General features: G+C 62.2%; 16 protein-coding genes. 13 read left to right on the top strand and 3 right to left on the bottom strand.

Going from position 1 to position 17,228, the window contains the following annotated elements:
* Positions 1 to 123 precede the first annotated feature (123 nt).
* The 8 genes from IF189_RS26140 (at position 124) to fdhA (ending at position 9,908) form a co-directional block, all read left to right on the top strand.
* Positions 124 to 834, top strand: a complete 711-nt coding sequence (locus IF189_RS26140; protein WP_192552463.1) for a TraX family protein — start codon at positions 124 to 126, stop codon at positions 832 to 834.
* 299 nt (positions 835 to 1,133) lie between these two features.
* Complete coding sequence (gene glyA / locus IF189_RS26135) at positions 1,134 to 2,387, top strand: serine hydroxymethyltransferase (RefSeq protein ID WP_114885977.1); 1,254 nt, start codon at positions 1,134 to 1,136, stop codon at positions 2,385 to 2,387.
* 20 nt (positions 2,388 to 2,407) lie between these two features.
* Positions 2,408 to 3,658 (top strand): sarcosine oxidase subunit beta, encoded by a 1,251-nt coding sequence (locus IF189_RS26130; RefSeq protein WP_003206307.1) that lies wholly within the window; start codon positions 2,408 to 2,410, stop codon positions 3,656 to 3,658.
* Positions 3,659 to 3,671: 13 nt separating this feature from the next.
* A complete protein-coding gene (locus IF189_RS26125; protein ID WP_085709160.1) occupies positions 3,672 to 4,001 on the top strand; it encodes a sarcosine oxidase subunit delta in 330 nt (109 codons plus the stop codon).
* Positions 3,998 to 7,015: a sarcosine oxidase subunit alpha gene (locus IF189_RS26120; RefSeq protein WP_192552462.1), complete on the top strand. Its 3,018-nt coding sequence runs from the start codon at positions 3,998 to 4,000 to the stop codon at positions 7,013 to 7,015. The genes IF189_RS26125 and IF189_RS26120 overlap by 4 nt, the downstream gene beginning before the upstream one ends.
* A 55-nt stretch (positions 7,016 to 7,070) precedes the next feature.
* The gene (locus IF189_RS26115) at positions 7,071 to 7,703 is read left to right on the top strand and encodes a sarcosine oxidase subunit gamma (RefSeq protein ID WP_096817792.1); all 633 of its coding nucleotides are present in this window, start codon (positions 7,071 to 7,073) and stop codon (positions 7,701 to 7,703) included.
* Positions 7,704 to 7,752: 49 nt separating this feature from the next.
* The gene (purU, locus tag IF189_RS26110; RefSeq protein WP_007959808.1) at positions 7,753 to 8,610 is read left to right on the top strand and encodes a formyltetrahydrofolate deformylase; all 858 of its coding nucleotides are present in this window, start codon (positions 7,753 to 7,755) and stop codon (positions 8,608 to 8,610) included.
* Positions 8,611 to 8,708: 98 nt separating this feature from the next.
* On the top strand, positions 8,709 to 9,908 hold the full coding sequence (gene fdhA, locus IF189_RS26105) for a formaldehyde dehydrogenase, glutathione-independent (RefSeq protein ID WP_011336270.1): 1,200 nt from the start codon (positions 8,709 to 8,711) through the stop codon (positions 9,906 to 9,908).
* Positions 9,909 to 9,959: 51 nt separating this feature from the next.
* Here the strand turns inward: fdhA and IF189_RS26100 are convergent, their stop codons facing one another.
* A complete protein-coding gene (locus tag IF189_RS26100) occupies positions 9,960 to 10,634 on the bottom strand; it encodes an anti-sigma factor domain-containing protein (RefSeq protein ID WP_134828339.1) in 675 nt (224 codons plus the stop codon).
* Entirely contained in the window at positions 10,631 to 11,257 is a 627-nt protein-coding gene (locus IF189_RS26095) for a sigma-70 family RNA polymerase sigma factor (RefSeq protein ID WP_134828338.1), read from the bottom strand. Before IF189_RS26095 ends, IF189_RS26100 begins: the two co-directional genes overlap by 4 nt.
* A gap of 148 nt (positions 11,258 to 11,405) precedes the next feature.
* On the opposite strand from IF189_RS26095, the gene IF189_RS26090 reads away from it, so the two are divergent.
* Positions 11,406 to 11,957, top strand: coding sequence for a DUF2780 domain-containing protein (locus IF189_RS26090; RefSeq protein ID WP_134828337.1), 552 nt, complete (start codon positions 11,406 to 11,408; stop codon positions 11,955 to 11,957).
* 14 nt (positions 11,958 to 11,971) lie between these two features.
* On the opposite strand, the gene IF189_RS26085 is transcribed toward IF189_RS26090, so the two are convergent.
* On the bottom strand, positions 11,972 to 12,859 hold the full coding sequence (locus tag IF189_RS26085; RefSeq protein WP_192552461.1) for an acyltransferase: 888 nt from the start codon (positions 12,857 to 12,859) through the stop codon (positions 11,972 to 11,974).
* Between the two features lie 173 nt (positions 12,860 to 13,032).
* On the opposite strand from IF189_RS26085, the gene IF189_RS26080 reads away from it, so the two are divergent.
* From IF189_RS26080 to creD, 4 genes are all read left to right on the top strand, one after another.
* Positions 13,033 to 13,539: an ATP-dependent zinc protease gene (locus IF189_RS26080; protein WP_102619757.1), complete on the top strand. Its 507-nt coding sequence runs from the start codon at positions 13,033 to 13,035 to the stop codon at positions 13,537 to 13,539.
* Between the two features lie 73 nt (positions 13,540 to 13,612).
* Complete coding sequence (creB, locus tag IF189_RS26075; protein ID WP_192552460.1) at positions 13,613 to 14,293, top strand: two-component system response regulator CreB; 681 nt, start codon at positions 13,613 to 13,615, stop codon at positions 14,291 to 14,293.
* Positions 14,293 to 15,708 carry a two-component system sensor histidine kinase CreC gene (gene creC / locus IF189_RS26070; RefSeq protein ID WP_192552459.1) on the top strand — a complete coding sequence of 472 codons (1,416 nt, stop codon included), beginning with the start codon at positions 14,293 to 14,295 and terminating at the stop codon, positions 15,706 to 15,708. Before creB ends, creC begins: the two co-directional genes overlap by 1 nt.
* Positions 15,709 to 15,790: 82 nt before the next feature.
* Positions 15,791 to 17,161 (top strand): cell envelope integrity protein CreD, encoded by a 1,371-nt coding sequence (gene creD / locus IF189_RS26065; protein WP_134828333.1) that lies wholly within the window; start codon positions 15,791 to 15,793, stop codon positions 17,159 to 17,161.
* Positions 17,162 to 17,228 lie beyond the last annotated feature (67 nt).

Genomic DNA, 17,228 nt, shown 5'->3' with positions numbered 1-17,228 from the left:
GCTTCCGTGATCGAGGCGCTTGTGGCGCTTCGTGGGGTCAATGATGGTGCGCACTGTACCGAAGATCATCCGGGGAGCACACGGGATGTCGCTGTCAGAACTTTACAAGGATGCGAGCCGATTATGCACCTGAGCCGGCGCGACGGCGCACTCGATCTGCTCAAGTGGCTGGCGCTGCTGAGCATGCTGCTCGATCACCTGCGATATGTCGGGATCAGCGCCGATTGGCTGTATGTACCGGGGCGGATGGCGTTCCCGTGGTTCTGTCTGGCGATGGCGGCGAACCTGGCGCGGGACGGTGCGCGAAAGACCGAATGGCGCTATCTGGGCTGGTTGCTGCTGTTCAGTCTGTTCAGCGAGATTCCCTACCGTTTGTACGTTCCCGATCCCGACACCTTGAACGTGATGCCCACGCTGGCGCTGGGTTTGCTGGTGGCGCGGGGCTGGCAGGATCGAACAGCGATTTCGCGACTACTGGGCGTCGGCGCCTTGCTGGTGGCCGCGTTGTTCCCGGAGCGACTGATGTTCGGTCTGTTCGGCGTCCTGCTGCCATTGGCGATGTTGCTGGTGTTTCGCAAACCCCGGTATTTCAGCCTGCTGCCGGGGCTGGTGTGTCTGGCGGCGAATCAGTGGCAGGTGCTCTTCGAATCCGCGCAGTTCGGCAACCGCGTGGCGGTCCTCGGCATTGCGACCTGCCTGATCGCGCCACTGTCCGGAATGTTCCTGTTGCGACATGCGCGACATCTTCAGCCGCCCCCGATGAGGCGCTGGGCGTATGCCCTTTATCCCGTACATTTCCTCCTGTTGGTCGCAATACGCACGGCTTGCCTATAACCCTGTGGGAGCTGCGGTGCGACGATTCGACTTGCCCGCGAATGCGCTGGGTCAGACAGCAATGATGTCGACTGGCACTCCCTCTTCGCGGGCAAGCCCGCTCCCACAAGGATCTCCGGTGTCTTCAGCCATGCGTGTATTCAGTGATTTGCGTCCATGTCGTAAACGCACCTTTGCGTGGCGTCCGTAGGCATTTGACCTCCCTGCGCCGGCCATACCATCGGCATCAAAGGGCACTGCCATCATTGCCAGTGCCTTACCGAGACGAATGGCGCACAGATGCCGCTGGGAGAGACGCGATGTTCAGCAAGCAAGACCGGATCCAGGGTTACGACGATGCACTGCTGGCGGCGATGAATGCCGAGGAGCAACGTCAGGAAGATCACATCGAGCTGATCGCGTCGGAGAACTACACCAGCAAGCGCGTGATGGAAGCGCAAGGCAGCGGCCTGACCAACAAGTACGCCGAAGGTTATCCGGGCAAGCGCTACTACGGTGGCTGCGAGCACGTCGACAAGGTTGAAGCCCTGGCCATCGAACGCGCCAAGCAACTGTTCGGTGCCGATTACGCCAACGTCCAGCCGCACTCCGGTTCCTCGGCCAACAGCGCCGTGTATCTGGCGCTGATCCAGGCCGGCGACACCATTCTCGGCATGAGCCTGGCCCACGGCGGTCACCTGACCCACGGCGCCAAGGTCTCGTCCTCGGGCAAGCTCTACAACGCCGTGCAGTACGGCATCGACACCAAGACCGGCCTGATCGATTACGACGAAGTCGAGCGCCTGGCCGTCGAGCACAAACCGAAAATGATCGTCGCCGGTTTCTCGGCCTACTCGAAAACCCTCGACTTCCCGCGCTTCCGTCAGATCGCCGACAAGGTCGGTGCGCTGCTGTTCGTCGACATGGCCCACGTCGCCGGTCTGGTGGCTGCCGGTCTGTACCCGAACCCGCTGCCGTACGCCGACGTGGTCACTACCACCACCCACAAGACCCTGCGCGGTCCGCGTGGCGGGCTGATCCTGGCCAAGGCCAACGAAGAGATCGAGAAGAAGCTCAACGCGGCGGTATTCCCCGGCGCCCAGGGCGGCCCGCTGATGCACGTCATCGCCGGCAAGGCCGTGTGCTTCAAGGAAGCGCTGGAGCCTGGCTTCAAGGCCTATCAGCAACAAGTGATCGACAACGCCCAGGCGATGGCGAGCGTATTTATCAAACGTGGCTACGATGTAGTGTCCGGCGGCACCGACAACCATCTGTTCCTGGTCAGCCTGATCCGTCAGGGCCTCACCGGTAAAGACGCGGACGCCGCTCTCGGTCGCGCGCACATCACCGTCAACAAGAACGCCGTACCGAACGACCCGCAATCGCCGTTCGTCACCTCCGGCCTGCGCATCGGCACCCCGGCGGTGACCACCCGAGGCTTCAAGGTGGCGCAGTGCGTGACGCTGGCCGGCTGGATCTGCGACATCCTCGACAACCTCGGCGATGCCGATGTCGAGGCCAACGTCGCCCAGCAGGTTGCGGCCCTGTGCGCAGACTTCCCGGTTTATCGCTGAGCGTTCTGGAGTAAATGACTATGCAACGCTATTCGGGCTTCGGCCTCTTCAAGCACTCCCTCAGCCACCACGAAAACTGGCAGCGCATGTGGCGCACGCCAACCCCGAAAAAGGTCTACGACGTGGTCATCGTCGGCGGCGGCGGGCACGGTCTGGCGACTGCCTACTATCTGGCGAAAGAGCACGGCATCACCAACGTGGCCGTGGTCGAGAAAGGCTGGCTGGGCGGCGGAAACACCGCGCGCAACACCACCATCGTTCGCTCCAACTACCTGTGGGACGAGTCGGCGCACCTGTACGAACACGCGATGAAACTGTGGGAAGGCCTTTCGCAAGACCTGAACTACAACGTGATGTTCTCCCAGCGCGGCGTCTACAACCTGTGCCACACCTTGCAGGACATCCGTGATTCCGAGCGTCGGGTCAGCGCCAACCGCCTCAACGGCGTCGACGGCGAGCTGCTCAACGCCAAGCAAGTCGCGGACGAGATCCCCTACCTCGACTGCTCGAAAAACACCCGCTACCCGGTGATGGGCGCAACCGTCCAGCGTCGTGGCGGCGTGGCCCGTCACGATGCCGTGGCGTGGGGCTTTGCCCGTGCCGCCGACGCCTTGGGTGTGGACCTGATCCAGCAGACCGAAGTGATCGGTTTCCGCAAGGAAAACGGTGTGTGCATCGGCGTCGAAACCAACAAGGGTTTCATCGGCGCCAAGCGCGTCGGCGTGGTCACCGCCGGTAACTCCGGGCACATGGCCAAGCTCGCCGGTTTCCGTCTGCCGATCGAATCCCACCCGCTGCAGGCGCTGGTGTCCGAGCCGATCAAGCCGATTATCGACAGCGTGATCATGTCCAACGCCGTGCACGGTTACATCAGCCAGTCCGACAAGGGCGACCTGGTGATCGGCGCCGGTATCGACGGCTACAACGGCTACGGCCAGCGCGGTTCGTACCCGGTGATCGAGCACACCATCCAGGCCATCGTCGAGATGTTCCCGGTGCTGTCGCGGGTACGCATGAACCGTCAGTGGGGCGGCATCGTCGACACCACGCCGGACGCCTGCCCGATCATTTCGAAAACCCCGGTGCCGAACATGTTCTTCAACTGCGGTTGGGGCACCGGTGGCTTCAAGGCAACACCGGGCTCGGGCAACGTGTTTGCTGCAAGCCTGGCCAAGGGTGAAATGCACCCGCTGGCCGCACCTTTCTCCATCGACCGTTTCCACAACGGTGCGTTGATCGACGAACACGGCGCTGCGGCTGTCGCCCACTAACAGGAGAAATCCCATGTTGCATATCTTCTGTCCTCACTGCGGCGAACTGCGCTCCGAAGAGGAATTCCACGCATCCGGCCAGGCGCACATCCCGCGTCCGCTGGATCCGAACAGCTGCACCGACGAGGAGTGGGGCGACTACATGTTCTTCCGCGACAACCCGCGCGGTCTGCACCACGAGTTGTGGGATCACGTCGCGGGTTGCCGCCAGTACTTCAACGTCACCCGCGACACCGTGACCTACGAGATTCTCGAAACCTACAAGATCGGCACCAAGCCGCAATTCACCGACAAGGCTGACCCTGCGAAAACAGCCACGCCGGCGCTGGGAGAGAAGGTATGAGCCAGACCAATCGCCTGTCCAACGGTGGACGGATCGACCGCAACAAAGTGCTGAGCTTCACCTTCAACGGTCAGAGCTACAAAGGCTTCGAGGGCGACTCGCTGGCCTCGGCGCTGATCGCCAACGGCGTCGACATCATCGGCCGCAGCTTCAAGTATTCGCGTCCTCGCGGCATCTTCGCCGCCGGTGCCGAAGAACCGAACGCGGTGCTGCAGATCGGTGCCACCGAAGCCACCCAGATTCCTAACGTGCGGGCCACGCAACAGGCGCTGTATCAGGGCCTGGTCGCCACCAGCACCAACGGCTGGCCTAGCGTCAACAACGACATGATGGGGATTCTCGGCAAGGTCGGCGGCAAGCTGATGCCACCGGGTTTCTACTACAAAACCTTCATGTATCCGCAATCGTTCTGGATGACTTACGAGAAATACATTCGTAAGGCCGCAGGTCTTGGCCGTTCGCCGACCGAAGTCGATCCGGACACCTACGACTACATGAACCAGCACTGCGACGTGCTGATCGTCGGCGCCGGCCCGGCCGGTCTGGCCGCTGCTTTGGCTGCCGCGCGCAGCGGTGCCCGGGTGATCATCGCCGATGAACAGGAAGAGTTCGGCGGCAGCCTGCTCGATTCCCGCGAAAGCCTCGACGGCAAGCCTGCCGTGGAGTGGGTCGCCAGTGTGGTTGCCGAACTGAAGAACACCCCGGACGTGCTGCTGTTGCCGCGCGCCACGGTCAACGGTTACCACGACCATAACTTCCTGACCATTCATGAGCGTCTTACCGATCACCTCGGCGACCGCGCGCCGATCGGCCAGGTGCGTCAGCGCATCCACCGCGTCCGCGCCAAGCGTGTGGTGCTGGCGACCGGCGCCCACGAGCGTCCGCTGGTCTACGGCAACAACGACGTGCCGGGCAACATGCTGGCCGGTGCGGTTTCGACTTACGTGCGCCGTTACGGCGTGGCCCCGGGCAAGAAGCTGGTGCTGACCACCAACAACGATCATGCCTATCGCGTGGCGCTGGACTGGTTGGACGCCAGCCTGCAAGTGGTGGCCATCGCCGACGCCCGCAGCAATCCGCGTGGCGCATTGGTTGAAGAAGCCCGCGCCAAAGGCATTCGTATCCTCACCGGCAGCGCCGTGATCGAGGCCCGTGGCAGCAAGCGTGTGACCGCTGCCCGTGTGGCCGCCATCGATGTGAAAGGCCATGCCGTGACCAGTCCCGGCGAATGGCTGGACTGCGACGTGATCGCCAGCTCCGGCGGCTACAGCCCGGTGGTGCACCTGGCTTCGCACCTGGGCGGCAAGCCGATCTGGCGCGAAGACATCCTCGGTTTCGTACCGGGCGAAGCACCGCAGAAACGCGTGTGCGTCGGCGGCATCAACGGCGTCTACGGTCTCGGCGATTCCCTGGCCGACGGTTTTGAAGGTGGCGTGCGCGCCGCAGCCGAAGCCGGTTTCCAGACCGTCGAAGGCGTGTTGCCGAAAGCCCTGAGCCGCCACGAAGAACCGACGCTGGCGCTGTTCCAGGTGCCGCACGAGAAGGGTACTTCCCGGGCACCGAAGCAATTCGTTGACTTGCAGAACGACGTGACCGCCGCCGCCATCGAACTGGCGACCCGCGAAGGTTTCGAGTCGGTCGAGCACGTCAAACGTTACACCGCGCTGGGCTTCGGTACCGATCAGGGCAAGCTCGGCAACGTCAACGGTCTGGCCATCGCCGCCCGTTCGCTGAACGTGACCATCCCGCAGATGGGCACCACGATGTTCCGTCCGAACTACACGCCGGTGACGTTTGGCGCAGTAGCCGGTCGTCACTGCGGGCACATCTTCGAACCTGTGCGTTACACCGCACTGCATCAATGGCACCTGAAAAACGGCGCCGAATTCGAAGACGTCGGCCAGTGGAAACGTCCGTGGTACTTCCCGAAAAACGGCGAAGACATGCATGCCGCGGTCAAACGCGAATGCAAGGCTGTGCGCGACAGCGTTGGCCTGCTGGACGCTTCGACCCTGGGCAAGATCGACATCCAGGGCCCGGACGCCCGTGAGTTCCTCAACCGCGTGTACACCAACGCCTGGACCAAGCTCGATGTGGGCAAGGCCCGTTACGGCCTGATGTGCAAGGAAGACGGCATGGTCTTCGACGACGGTGTGACGGCGTGTCTGGCCGACAACCATTTCGTCATGACCACCACCACCGGCGGCGCGGCTCGTGTACTGCAGTGGCTGGAGCTGTACCACCAGACCGAATGGCCGGAAATGAAGGTGTACTTCACCTCCGTCACCGACCACTGGGCGACCATGACCCTGTCCGGCCCGAACAGCCGCAAGCTGCTCAGTGCCGTGACCGACATTGATCTCGCCAACGAAGCGTTCCCGTTCATGACCTGGAAAGAAGGTCTGGTCGGCGGTGTGCCGGCGCGTGTGTTCCGCATCTCGTTCACCGGTGAGCTGTCGTACGAAGTCAACGTCCAGGCCGACTACGCCATGGGTGTGCTGGAAAAAATTGTCGAGGCCGGCAAGCAGTACAACCTGACCCCATACGGCACCGAAACCATGCACGTCCTGCGGGCCGAGAAGGGCTTCATCATCGTCGGCCAGGACACCGACGGCTCGATGACCCCGGACGACCTGAACATGGGTTGGTGCGTCGGTCGCACCAAACCGTTCTCGTGGATCGGCCAGCGCGGCATGAACCGTGAAGACTGCGTGCGTGATCAGCGCAAGCAACTGGTGGGCCTGAAGCCGATCGATCCGAACGTATGGCTGCCGGAAGGCGCGCAACTGGTGTTCAACACCAAGCAGACGATCCCGATGACCATGGTCGGCCACGTGACTTCCAGCTACGCGCACAACTCCCTCGGTTATTCGTTTGCCATGGGCGTGGTGAAGGGCGGTCTGAAGCGTCTGGGCGAGCGGGTGTTCGCACCGCTGGCGGACGGCAGCGTGATCGAGGCGGAAATCGTTTCTTCGGTGTTCTTCGATCCGAAAGGCGATCGCCAGAACATCTAATCGAGCGCTCCCGCGCCTGGCGCGGGAGCGGCACAGAATTCAGGAAGGGTGCTTTATGACCGCAGCCAACGTGTACCAACAACGGCCGACCACCGGGGCCAAGGCCGAGTCGTCGCTGCATCACGCCGACCTCGCCAGCCTGGTGGGCAAGGGCCGCAAAAGCGCCGGCGTGACCGTGCGCGAGAAGAAACTCCTCGGCCATCTGACCATTCGTGGCGACGGCCACGATGCCGCGTTTGCCGCCGGTGTGCACAAGGCCCTGGGCATCGAGTTGCCGGGTGCCCTGAGCGTGATCGTCAAAGGCGAAACCAGCCTGCAATGGATGGGCCCGGACGAGTGGCTGCTGATCGTGCCGAGCGGCGAAGAGTTCGCTGCCGAGCAGAAACTGCGCGAAGCGCTGGGCGATCTGCACATCGCAATCGTCAACGTCAGCGGCGGCCAGCAGGTGCTCGAATTGAGCGGCCCGAACGTGCGTCAGGTGCTGATGAAGTCCACCAGCTACGACGTGCACCCGAACAACTTCCCGGTCGGCAAGGCCGTGGGTACGGTGTTCGCCAAGTCGCAGCTGATGATTCGCCACACCGCCGAAGACACCTGGGAACTGCTGATTCGTCGCAGCTTCTCGGATTACTGGTGGTTGTGGTTGCAGGATGCGTCCGCCGAATACGGCCTTAGCGTTCAGGCGTAATGATCGTTCCTGCGCTGTGCGTGGGAACGAGTAGAGGAGAAAAACAACAATGAGCCGCGCCCCGGATACATGGATTCTGACCGCCGACTGCCCCAGCGTTCTCGGCACCGTGGACGCGGTGACGCGTTTTCTGTTCGAGCAGGGCTGTTACGTCACCGAGCACCACTCGTTCGATGACCGGCTCTCGGGCCGGTTCTTCATTCGCGTGGAATTCCGCCAGCCTGACGGTTTTGACGAGCAATCCTTCCGCGCCGGCCTCGCCGAACGCGGTCAGGCGTTCGGCATGATCTTCGAGCTGACCGCGCCGAACTACCGGCCGAAAGTGGTGATCATGGTTTCCAAGGCCGATCACTGCCTCAACGACTTGCTTTACCGCCAGCGCATCGGCCAGTTGTCGATGGACGTGGCGGCGGTGGTGTCGAACCACCCGGACCTCAAGCCGCTGGCCGACTGGCACCAGATTCCCTACTACCATTTCCCCCTCGATCCGAATGACAAACCGGCCCAGGAGCGGCAGGTGTGGCAGGTGATCGAGGAAGCAGGCGCCGAACTGGTGATCCTCGCCCGCTACATGCAGGTGCTGTCGCCGGAGCTGTGCCGCAAGCTCGATGGCAAGGCGATCAACATTCATCACTCGCTGCTGCCGGGCTTCAAGGGCGCCAAGCCGTATCACCAGGCCTACAACAAGGGCGTGAAGCTGGTAGGCGCGACGGCGCACTACATCAACAACGACCTCGACGAGGGGCCGATCATTGCCCAGGGCGTCGAGGCGGTGGATCACAGTCATTACCCCGAAGACCTGATTGCCAAGGGCCGCGACATCGAAGGCCTGACCCTGGCCCGGGCCGTGGGGTATCACATTGAGCGGCGGGTGTTCCTGAACGCCAACCGCACCGTCGTTCTTTAAGTCATAACAACGCAAGACCAACAAGCAATAACCCGAGCACTTAACGCGCTGCCTGCCTGGGCGGCGCGGTTCCATAAAAACAACAGCGAGGTGAAAGCATGTCTGGCAATCGTGGTGTGGTGTATCTCGGCGCTGGCAAGGTCGAAGTACAGAAAATCGACTATCCGAAAATGCAGGATCCGCGCGGCAGGAAGATCGAGCACGGTGTCATCCTGCGTGTGGTTTCAACCAACATTTGTGGCTCCGACCAGCACATGGTGCGCGGCCGTACCACCGCTCAGGTCGGTCTGGTGCTGGGGCACGAGATCACCGGTGAAGTGATCGAGAAGGGCAGTGACGTCGAAAGCCTGAAAATCGGCGACCTGGTGTCCGTTCCGTTCAACGTGGCTTGCGGGCGCTGCCGTTCCTGCAAGGAGCAACACACCGGCGTCTGCCTGACCGTCAACCCGGCTCGCGCCGGCGGTGCCTACGGTTACGTCGACATGGGCGACTGGACCGGCGGCCAGGCCGAATACGTGCTGGTGCCGTACGCCGACTTCAACCTGCTGAAACTGCCGGACCGCGACAAGGCCATGGAGAAAATCCGTGACCTGACCTGCCTCTCCGACATTCTGCCGACCGGTTACCACGGCGCCGTTACCGCTGGCGTCGGCCCGGGCAGCACCGTTTACATCGCGGGCGCCGGCCCGGTCGGTCTGGCGGCTGCCGCTTCCGCCCGCTTGCTGGGCGCTGCAGTCGTGATCGTCGGTGACGTCAATACCATCCGCCTAGCCCACGCCAAGGCTCAGGGTTTCGAAATCGTCGACCTGTCGAAAGACACGCCGCTGCACGAACAGATCGCCGCATTGCTGGGCGAGCCTGAAGTGGATTGCGCGGTGGACTGCGTGGGCTTCGAAGCTCGCGGCCATGGTCACGACGGCGTCAAATCCGAAGCCCCGGCCACGGTGCTCAACTCGCTGATGGGCGTGGTGCGCGTCGCCGGCAAGATCGGTATCCCGGGCCTGTACGTGACCGAGGATCCGGGTGCTGTCGATGCTGCTGCGAAAATGGGCAGCCTGAGCATCCGCTTCGGCCTCGGCTGGGCCAAATCCCACAGCTTCCACACCGGGCAGACTCCGGTGATGAAGTACAACCGCCAGCTGATGCAGGCAATCATGTGGGACCGCATCAACATCGCCGAAGTGGTGGGTGTGCAGGTCATCAGCCTCGACCAGGCACCTGAAGGTTACGGCGAGTTCGATGCGGGCGTGCCGAAGAAGTTTGTGATTGATCCGCACAAGTTGTTCAGTGCGGCGTAAGCGTCAGAGCACAAAAAAACGGCGACCTGAGGTCGCCGTTTTTTATGGTTGTCACAGTGCGGCCAATGCGCCTTGATAAAGAACCGGCCCCGTCGGCTGCCCGGTCGGCGACCCACCTTTCGGTTCAAGGCTCACCGCCAGTGCAATCGGCTTGCCGATCAGCGCCTTTTGCGTGTCGCTCAATTCAACCTTGCCTTTGCCGCCCGCCGGGATCACACCCAGCGAGATCGGCTTGCCATCGGCCGGAATAGCCCACAATTCCAGACTGCGCTGAGGATCGACAGCCGCCAATGTCAGCGGCTCGACTTGCAGGTAATTGTCATGGGCCTCGACCTTCAGCGCCGGTTGCGCGTCGGCGCTCAGGAGGGTGGCGCGGTAGCGGGCGTCGTCGTGGGTGTACAGCGAGCCAAGGAACACCAGCACCACGATGGAGGCCAGGGCCGCCGTCACCCGCAGCCAGTTCCAGAACGGACGTTTCTCCGGCACATGCAGTTCTTGCGGTTCGATCCGCGCGGTAACGCCATGCCACACGCGCTCCGGCACCGGAACCTCCGGCAGTGTTCCGGTGAGGCTGGCGAGGCTTTCCTGCCAGTGCGCCAGTTCGGCACGCAGAGCGGCGTCTTCCAGCAGCAATTGCTCGAAACGCCGACGGGCCGGCGCAGCCATCAAGCCGATGGCGTAATCGGCGGCGAGGGCGCGGCGCAGGGCTGGGGTCTGGTAGTTCATGATTCAAGGCACCGGCGCAGGCGTTCCATGCCCCGGCGAATCCACGATTTGACCGAGCCCAGCGGCGCCGCCAGATGCTCGGCCAGTTCCGAGCAGGACAAACCCTGAAAGTAGGCCACGGTGATCGACCGGCGCTGCATGCCTTCAAGGGTTTCCAGGCAGCGGTTCAGGGCTGTGGCTTCGCGGGCGCTGTTCAACAGGTCATGGGCCGAGGGGTTTTCATCCACCAGGGCTTCCTGCTCGAAATCAGTCAAAGGCCGGTCGCGATGCTTGCGCAACTGGTCGATGGCCTGATTGCGAGTGATGTTGATCATCCAGGTCATCGGTGCCGACAGGTGCGATTCGTAGCGCGAGGCGTTGTTCCAGATGCGCACGAAGCTCTCCTGCAACACTTCTTCGGCCAGATCCGGGCGGCCCATGAACCGCAGGGCCACGCCGTGCAGGCGCGGGCCCACGCTACGGTACAGCGTTTCAAAGGCACGGCGGTCGCCCAGTGAGCACTGGGCCAGCAATTGCCGGAGCTGATCGGTGTCGGCGAGGGTGATGGCAAGTCTCCAGACAGGGCGGGCGCTGGTTTCGGGTAGTTCACAGGCTAGTTCAGCGACAGCGCTCGTGCCATTCATGGTTCGATTTCCGGGGTTTCACATTTCCTATACGCGGGCCGGCTCAAAATGGATGCGCTACGCTCGGAACAGGCTGACGAATTGCCGGTCAAACCGACAGTTTTGCCACCCGTGACGGGCGGTTTTCATGACGAAAGAGGATGTCTGGATGAAGATTTCACGCGGTTTCGCACTGGCTTCGCTGATGACGGTTGTGGCGAGCCCGGTTTTCGCAGGTTTCAGCCTGGATGACGTGACCAAGGCAGCCTCAAGCATGCAGGGCGGCAACGCAGCCACCGCCGCCGCGCCGACGTCGGAAACGGCCGGTCTGCTGCAGGCGGTCACCGGTCTTGGGGTTACACCGCAACAAGCCGTCGGTGGCACCAGTGCAATGTTTGGCCTGGCGAAGAACAAGCTCAGCGGCAGCGACTATTCGGAACTGGCCAAGAGCGTGCCGGGGCTCGACAAGCTGTCGGGCGGTGCAGGTCAGTTGGGCGCGTTGAGCAGCGTGCTCGGTTCTTCCGGCAAGTCGGCGGGTCTGGATAACGCGCTGGGCAATGTGAAGAGCACCAATGACCTGAACAGCGCATTCGGCGCACTGGGCATGGATAACAGCATGGTCGGCCAGTTCGCTCCGGTGATCCTCAAGTACCTGGGTGACCAGGGCGTTGGCGGTTCGCTGCTGAAAACCCTCGGCGGTGTCTGGGGTGTCGGCGGTTGACCGCCCCCCGCTGATCAGCCGCGCTCTCCGCGCAGTTCGGTGATGCGCTGGTCTTTCTCGGTCCAGAGCTGGTTGACCCAGCTCTGGACCTTCTCGCGAAACACCGGATCGTTTTCGTAATCGCCCTGCCACAGCGCCGGGTCGAGTTCACGAGTCCGGATATCGATGATCACCCGCGGTACGTTGCCGCTGATCAGATCCCAGAACCCCGGAATCTTCGGCTGTGGATAAACCACGGTCACATCGAGAATCGCGTCCAGCTGTTCACCCATCGCCGCCAGTACAAATGCCACGCCGCCGGCCTTGGGCTTGAGCAAATGGCTGAACGGTGACTGCTGCTGAGTGCTCTTGGCCGAGGTGTAGCGGGTGCCTTCCAGATAATTCACCACCGTCACCGGCTGGCGCTTGAACAGCTCGCACGCGGCTTTGGTGATTTCCAGATCCTTGCCGGCCAGTTCCGGGTGCTTCGCCAGGAACGCCTTGGTGTAGCGCTTCATGAACGGGTAATCCAGCGCCCACCAGGCGAGGCCGAGGAACGGTACCCAGATCAGTTCCTTCTTGAGGAAGAACTTGAAGAACGGCGTGCGCCGGTTGAGGGTCTGGATCAGCGCGGGGATGTCGACCCACGACTGATGGTTGCTGATCACCAGATACGACGTGTCGCCACGCAGATCATCGCCGCCACGGATGTCCCATTGCGTCGGGATGCACAGGCGGAAGATCAGTTTGTCGATCTCCGCCCAGGTCTCGGCGATCCACATCACCGCCCACGAGGCGTAATCGCGAAAGCGTCCCGGCAGGATCAGCTTGAGCAGGGCGAACACCATCAACGGGCCGAACAGCACCAGGGTGTTGAGCAACAGCAGCAGGGTGACGAGACAGCCGGTGAGCAGGCGGCGCATAAGCAACTCTTGAAAGCGGATGGGCGCGCCATGATAAGTGGCTTCGGGCGACAGGCCAAATCATGGGTTACGAATGTTTCACCTTTGGCGCGTTAGCCTTGCGGGAACGATCAAGCGAACAGCGGTCTAAAATCTCGCGTCAGACGCCCCCATTTCCCAAGGAAGCCCATTACGTGAAATCCCTCCTTGCATTGCTTTCCCTCGTTGCCCTGCCGGTGCTGGCCGCCGAGCCGACCCTGTACGGGCGCTACGAATACATCGCGCTGCCGGAAATCGGCGGGCAAGTGCTCAAGGCGAAAATGGACACCGGTGCGCTGACCGCCTCGCTGTCGGCCAAGGACATCGAGACCTTCACCCGCGACGGTGAAGACTGGGTGCGTTTCCGCCTCGCCACCAAGGACGCCAGCAACAAGGTGTTCGAGCACAAGATCGCGCGGATCAGCAAGATCAAGAGCCGCTCCGACGAGGACGACGAGGATCGCGACACCACGGAAGCCGCCAAGCGTCCGGTGGTCGATCTGGAGCTGTGCCTGGGCAACGTCAAGCGCACCGTCGAGGTCAACCTGACCGACCGCAGCCATTTCAACTACCCGTTGCTGATCGGTGCCAAGGCCTTGCGCGAGTTTGGCGCAGCGGTAAACCCGGCGCGGCGTTTCACGGCGGACAAACCGGATTGCTGAAACAACTGGTCTCATTGACGTAACGTCAGGCTTGGGGCACCGTTCGCGCACTCATTCCACAGGCTCGGACGCCATGCCTCATATCCTGATTGTCGAAGACGAAGCGGCGATTGCCGACACGCTGATTTTTGCCTTGCAGGGCGAGGGCTTTACCACGACCTGGCTGAGCCTCGGCGCGCAAGCGCTGGAACATCAGCGCCAGACACCGGCTGACCTGATCATCCTTGACATCGGTCTGCCGGACATCAGCGGCTTCGAAACCTGCAAACAGCTACGCCGGTTCAGCGAAGTGCCGGTGCTGTTCCTGAGCGCCCGGGATGCCGAGATCGACCGGGTGGTGGGCCTGGAAATCGGCGCCGACGACTACGTGGTCAAACCGTTCAGCCCACGGGAAGTGGCGGCACGGGTCCGGGCGATTCTCAAGCGCATGGCACCGCGCCCAGCGGCCGAAGCCTGGTCGGGTGTGTTTCGCATCGACCCCGAACGTGTGCAGATCAGCTATCGCGGCCAGGCGTTGAGCCTGACCCGTCACGAATTCCGTTTGCTGCAATGCCTGCTCGAACAACCCGAGCGGGTGTTCAGTCGCGAGCAACTGCTCGATGCGCTGGGTGTGGCAGCCGACGCCGGCTACGAGCGCAGCATCGACAGCCACATCAAGAGCGTGCGCGCCAAGCTGCGCCTGATTTGCGCCGAGGCCGAGCCGATCCAGACCCATCGCGGTCTCGGCTACAGCTACAGCCCGGGGCACAGCTGATGTCACTGGGGCTGCGGATTTTCCTGGTGTACGTGCTGTTTATCGGCCTTACCGGTTATTTCGTGCTCAACACCGTGATGGAAGAAATCCGCCCCGGCGTGCGCCAGTCCACCGAGGAAACCCTGGTCGATACCGCCAACCTGATGGCGGAAATCCTCAAGGACGATTTCAAGGCCGGCACCCTCAGCGAGAATCGCTGGCCTGAACTGCTTCGTGCCTACGGCGAGCGCCAGCCGAAAGCGACGATCTGGGGCCTGTCGAAAAACCAGGTCAACCACCGCATCTACGTCACCGACGCCAAGGGCATCGTGGTACTGGATTCCAGTGGTCTGGCGGTCGGTCAGGACTACTCGCGCTGGAACGACGTCTACCTGACCCTGCGCGGCGAATACGGCGCGCGCTCCAGCCGCAGCGATCCGAATGATCCAAACTCATCGGTGATGCACGTCGGTGCGCCGATCCGCGACGATGGCCAGATCATCGGCGTGGTCACCGTGGCCAAGCCCAACAGCTCGCTGCAACCCTATGTCGACCGTACCGAGCGCCGCTTGCTGGCTTATGGCGCCGGGCTGATTGCGCTGGGTCTTCTTTTCGGTGCGTTACTGTCGTGGTGGTTGAGCCGCGCGCTGCACCGTCTGACCGGTTACGCTCAGGCTGTGAGTGAGGGGCGCCGGGTGGAAGTGCCGCATTATCGCGGTGGCGAGCTGGAGCAACTGGCGAGCGCCGTGGAACAGATGCGCACCCAGCTTGAAGGCAAGGCCTACGTCGAACGTTACGTCCACACCTTGACCCATGAATTGAAGAGTCCGCTGGCGGCGATTCGCGGCGCCGCCGAGTTGCTGCAAAGCGAAATGCCACTGGCGCAACGCCAGCGATTCGTCGGCAACATCGACAGCGAAAGTGCGCGCATGCAGCAGTTGATCGAGCGGTTGCTGAATCTGGCGCAGGTGGAGCAGCGGCAGGGCCTTGAAGAGCGCGTCACGGTGCCTTTGGCGGCATTGCTCGATCAGTTGCTGCAGGCCCAAATGGCGCGCATCGAAGGCCGGCAACTGCGGGTCGAGCAAAGCATTTCCGTAGACCTGTCGCTGACCGGTGAGCCGTTCCTGCTGCGTCAGGCACTGGGCAACCTGCTGGAAAATGCACTGGATTTCACACCGCCAAACGGTTTGCTGCGCTTCAGTGCCGAGCGGGTTGGCGAGCAGATCGAGATTCGTCTGTTCAACGAAAGCGCTCCGATTCCCGACTACGCCTTGCCGCGTCTGAGTGAGCGTTTCTATTCGTTGCCACGCCCCGACAGCGGTCGTAAAAGCACCGGCCTGGGGCTTAACTTCGTCGAAGAAGTGGTCAAACTGCACGGCGGTTCGATGCGCATCGGCAACGTCGAAGGCGGGGTGGAAGTCATCCTGCACCTGTAGTCTCCACACAAACTCCACATTCCTCCCATATTCCCCCCACACCCGCCTCGCAGACTCTGCCCATCGAAACAGGGAGAGTCCCATGAACAAAAATCTGACCATGAAGCTCGGGGCGATCGCCCTGCTGATCCTGCTGTTGCTGATTCCGCTGCTGATGATCGACGGCATCATCGACGATCGCCAGCAACGACGCGACGGTGTGCTTGAAGACATTGCCCGCAGCTCAAGCTACAGCCAGCAGATCAGCGGCCCGGTGATGGTGGTGCCGTACCGCAAAGTGATACGCACCTGGAAGACCCGGGAAAAAAACGGCGAGCAATATCTGGAGCTCAGCGAAGAACGGGGTCGCCTGTACTTCCTGCCGGAGCGCTTCGAACTCGACGGCCAGGTGCAGACCGAGCTGCGTGCCCGGGGCATCTACGAGGCGCGGCTGTTCCATGCAGAAAACCGCATCAGCGGGCATTTCTCGCTGCCGGCACAGTTGGGCATCACCGAAGACTTCACCGATTACCACTTCGAAGCACCGTTTCTGGCGATCGGTATCAGCGACATTCGCGGGATCGAAAATGCCCTGAAACTGGAACTCGGTTCGCAACGCCTGGATTTTGTGCCCGGCACGCAAGTGGGCTGGCTCGGCGAAGGTGTTCGGGCGACGTTGCCGGCACTCGATACAACTCAGGCCACGGAACTGGCCTTCGGTTTCGACCTGCGCTTGCAGGGCACCGGCTCGTTGCAGGTGCTGCCGGTGGGCAAGACCAGCCGCGTGAACCTGGCCGCCAACTGGCCGCACCCGAGCTTCATCGGCAACTTCCTGCCGGCCAAACGAGAAGTCAATGATCAAGGCTTCACTGCCGATTGGCAGACCTCGTTTTTCTCCACCAACCTGCAAGAGGCCATGAGCCGCTGCGCTTCGGGCAACGATTGCGAGGCGTTCAACGGCCGCAGTTTCGGGGTGAGCTTCATCGATCCGGTGGATCAGTACCTGAAGAGTGACCGGGCGATCAAATATGCGTTGCTGTTCATTGTCCTGACGTTCGCCGGATTCTTCCTGTTCGAAGTGCTGAAAAGCCTGGCGGTGCACCCGGTGCAATACGCGTTGGTGGGGGTGGCGCTGGCGTTCTTCTACCTGTTGTTGCTGTCGCTGTCGGAACACATCGGGTTTGCCCTGGCGTATCTGCTGTCGGCCAGTGGTTGTGTGTTGTTGATTGGCTTCTATGTCTGCCATGTGTTGCGCAGTGTGCGTCACGGCTTGAGTTTTTCCGCGGGGCTGGCGGCGTTGTATGGCCTGCTCTTCGGCTTGCTGAGCGCCGAGGATTACGCGCTGCTGATGGGCTCGCTGTTGCTGTTCGGCCTGCTGGGCGTGTTCATGGTGCTGACCCGTAACCTGGACTGGTACGGCGTCGGGCAGAAACCGGCCAAGCCCCTGGAGTTTGATCTCGGGGCTGTGCAATGAGCCGGTTCGTGGGGTTGCGTGAGGAGCAGCGGGAGGCCGAGGTGTTGATGACGCTGATCTTTGCGTC

The organism is Pseudomonas sp. IzPS59 (genome assembly GCF_014863505.1).
GTDB lineage: Bacteria > Pseudomonadota > Gammaproteobacteria > Pseudomonadales > Pseudomonadaceae > Aquipseudomonas > Aquipseudomonas kribbensis.
Note: the sequence above shows the minus strand (reverse complement) of the source record. Positions and strands in the feature narration are given on the sequence as shown.